General features: G+C 74.3%; 4 protein-coding genes. 3 read left to right on the plus strand and 1 reads right to left on the minus strand.

All coding sequences use genetic code 11. The features are described 5' to 3' along the window. The first annotated feature begins 230 nt into the window (after positions 1-230). From ACZJYS_RS23580 to mtgA, 3 genes are all read left to right on the plus strand, one after another. Complete coding sequence (locus ACZJYS_RS23580) at positions 231-1,217, plus strand: YihY/virulence factor BrkB family protein (protein ID WP_493180548.1); 987 nt, start codon at positions 231-233, stop codon at positions 1,215-1,217. 70 nt (positions 1,218-1,287) lie between these two features. Further along, positions 1,288-1,917 (plus strand): thermonuclease family protein, encoded by a 630-nt coding sequence (locus ACZJYS_RS23585; protein WP_181378236.1) that lies wholly within the window; start codon positions 1,288-1,290, stop codon positions 1,915-1,917. 5 nt (positions 1,918-1,922) lie between these two features. After that, on the plus strand, positions 1,923-2,609 hold the full coding sequence (gene mtgA, locus ACZJYS_RS23590; RefSeq protein WP_379651708.1) for a monofunctional biosynthetic peptidoglycan transglycosylase: 687 nt from the start codon (positions 1,923-1,925) through the stop codon (positions 2,607-2,609). 34 nt (positions 2,610-2,643) lie between these two features. On the opposite strand, the gene ACZJYS_RS23595 is transcribed toward mtgA, so the two are convergent. Further along, positions 2,644-3,348, minus strand: coding sequence for a nucleotidyltransferase family protein (locus tag ACZJYS_RS23595; protein WP_493180549.1), 705 nt, complete (start codon positions 3,346-3,348; stop codon positions 2,644-2,646). Between the last annotated feature and the right edge of the window lie 70 nt (positions 3,349-3,418).

The raw sequence follows: 3,418 nt of genomic DNA on the forward strand, positions 1-3,418 counted from the left end.
GAGCCCGCCGCGGCGGCCGGCAGACCCACCTGGCTGCGCCGCGCCATGGCCTGGCGGGCCAGGACCCGGCGTGACTGAGGGCAGGACCACCCCGGCCCGGTAGCCGCCGGGCGGGGGCACCCGGAGAGGTGTGGCGAAAGCGCCACGCGGACCGGCCAAGGCTCTCCTGCCGGCAACCCCGCCTTGGCCGGAGCCGTTCCTTGGCCAGTGGGTTCCAGGGGAGGGGCGGGATGATGCGCAAGGCCTGGTGGCTGGCGCGGCAGAGCGTGCTGGGATTCATCGAGGACGAGGCGCTGAGCCGTGGCGCGGCCATTGCCTTCTACACCGTCACCTCGCTGGCGCCGGTGCTGCTCATCGCCATTGCCATCGCCGGCCTCGCCTTTGGCGAGGATGCGGCGCGCGGCGCCATCGTCGCGCAGCTGCAGGGGCTGATGGGGCCGGGCGGCGCGGAGATGGTGCAGAGCATCATCCTCAGCGCCTCCAACCCCACCTCCGGCATGCTGGCCAGCGTGTTCGGCGTGCTGACGCTGTTCATCACCGCCAGCGGCGTGTTCGGCGAGATCCAGGCCAGCCTCAACATGATCTGGCGCGCCGAGCTGAAGGGCGACACCGTCTCCCGCCTGCTGCGGGCGCGCGCGGCGAGCCTTGGGCTGGTGGCGACGCTGGGCTTCCTGCTGATGGTCTCGCTGGTGGTCAGCGCCGCGCTGACGGCGCTGGGCAGCCTGCTGGACCAGAGCCTGCCGGCGGTGGCGGTGCTGGTGCGGCTGGCCAACGCCGTCATCTCCTTCGCGCTGATCTGCGCGCTGTTCGCCGCCATCTACAAGTTCCTGCCCGACCGCCGGCTGGAATGGCGCGACGTGCTGGTGGGCGCCGTCGTCACCACCCTGCTGTTCAACGTCGGCAAGTCGCTGATCGGCCTCTACCTCGGCAGCAGCGCCATCGGCTCCACCTACGGCGCGGCCGGCTCGGCGGTGATCGTGCTGCTGTGGATCTACTATTCGGCGCAGATCTTCCTGCTTGGGGCGGAGTTCACCAAGGCCTACGCCATCCGCCGCGACGCCGAGGCCTGGCACGCGCGCGGCCGCCCGCCCACCGCGCCGGAGGCCGCCGCGGCGGCGGAGGTGGCCGCCGAGCGGGCGGAGAAGGGCGAGGCGCCGGCGGAGGAGCCCTGCGAGATTCCCGAGCGCCCGCCCATCAACCTGCCGCCCGTCGCCTGAACCCCTTTTCATCCGGCGGCCGGCCCGATAGGGCATGCGGCATGACCACGCTTCCGCTGGATGCCGGCCGATGAGTCGCCAACGCCGCACCGCGGCCCCCTGGGTGGCGCTCGCCGCTGCCATCGCCGGCCTGCTCGGCGCCTCGCAGATCACCGAGGCGGACTGGATGCGCCTCGGCCGCGCGCTGTGGCGCGTCGTCACCACGCAGGAGGAGGAGGCGCCGCGCCGCCGCGCGCCGCGCGGCGAGGCGGAGCTGCCCACCGCACCCTTTTCCGGCCAGGCCCGGGTGCTCGATGGCGACACGCTCGACATCGCCGGCATCCGCGTCCGCATGCAGGGGATCGACGCGCTGGAGGGCGACCAGCAATGCAACCGCCCCGGCGGCCGCTACGCCTGCGGCCGCGCGGCGCGCGACCAGCTGGCGGCGCTGATCGACGGGCGCGACATCACCTGCACGCCGGATGGCAGCTCGACCTATGGCCGCAGCGTGGCCGTCTGCACCGTGTCGCAGGGCGGGCGGGAGATCGACCTGAACGCCGCCATGGTGCGCTCCGGCTATGCCTTCGACTGCACGCGCTACTCCAAGGGCCGCTACGCGGAGGAGGAGGCGGCGGCCAAGGCGGAGAAGGCCGGCGCCTGGGCCGGGCGCTTCACCTACCCCTGGTCGCACCGCGACCGGGCCGGCGCCTGCGGGCGCTGAGCGGCATGCGCGGCGCCGGGCGCGGAGGATGGCGCCGCTGGCTGCTCCGCGCGGCGCTGCTGCTGCTGCTGGGCCCGCCGCTGCTGATCCTGCTGTTCCGCTTCGTGCCGCCGCCGGCGACGCCGCTGATGCTGATCCGCGCCGTGCAGGGCCACGGCCTGGCGAAGGACTGGGTGGATTACGGGCGGATCGACCGCGCCCTGCCGCGCGCCGTCATCGCCGCCGAGGACAACCTGTTCTGCGAGCAGATGCTGGGCTTCGATTTCGACGCGCTGCGCGGCCAGGTGGCGGCGGCGCTGGAGGGGGAGCGGCCGCGCGGCGCCAGCACCATCACCATGCAGGTGGCCAAGAACCTGTTCCTCTGGCCGGGGCGCGACCCCTTGCGCAAGGTGCTGGAGGCCTGGCTGACGCCGCAGGTGGCGCTGCTCTGGCCGAAGCGGCGGGTGCTGGAGGTGTATCTCAACATCGTCGAGTTCGGCCCCGGCGTGTATGGCGCCGAGGCCGCGGCGCGCGCCTTCTTCAACCGCCCCGCCGCCGATCTCACGGCGCAGCAGGCGGCGCAGCTGGCGGTGGTGCTGCCCGCGCCGCTGCAATGGTCGGCGGCGGCGCCCACGCCCTACCTGCGCGAGCGGGCCGCCACGGTGCGCCGCCGCATGGGGCAGCTCGGCCCGCTGCTGGCCTGCGCGGAGTAGCCGCCCGGGCGGGGAAGCCGCGCCGGGCCGGCGCTCAGAACAGCACCCGCTGCAACCCCGTCGCCAGCGCCGTCTCCGCCTTGCGCAGGTCGATCGGGCGGGAGAGGTGGAACCACGCCCCGTCATGCACCAGCCCGAACAGCCGTCCCGCCTCGATGGCGCGCTTCCACAGCAGCATGGTGCCGAACGGCCCCTCCGGCGCGCCCTCCAGCAGGCGCGGATGCACGATCTGCACCCCCGCATAGACATAGGGCGAGATCTCGCGCTCCTTCGGCAGCCGCACCCGGCCGAGCGGGTCGAGCAGGAAGTCGCCGCGGCCCACCTCGCCCTCCACCGTGGCGGCGCGCACCAGCAGCAGCAGCGCGTCCATCTCCCCGGCGCGGAAGGTGGCGGCCAGGCGCTCGATGGTGGGCGTCGGGCCGTCCAGCCAGAAGGCGTCGCCATTCACCGCCAGGAAGGGCGCGCCGCCCAGATGCGGCAGGGCGTCGCGCATGCCGCCGCCGGTCTCCTGGATCGGCTCCTCGCGCAGCACGCGCGGCGGGTTGGGCCGGGCGGCGCAGACCGCCTCCACCTGCTCGGGGAACCAGTGGGCGTTGACCACCACCGTGCCGATGCCGGCGGCGTCGATGCGGTCCAGCGCGTGGTCGAGCAGGGTGCGGCCGGCCAGCTTCAGCAGCGGCTTCGGCGTCGCCTCGGTCAGCGGCCGCATGCGGGTGCCGAGGCCGGCCGCCAGCACCATGGCGGAGTTCAGGGTGATCACGCGGCGGGGTCCTTGGTGGGGCTGGCGGGCGTTGCGTCCGGGTTGCGCC

The sequence above is a fragment of the Roseomonas sp. TS2 genome, assembly GCF_058833935.1.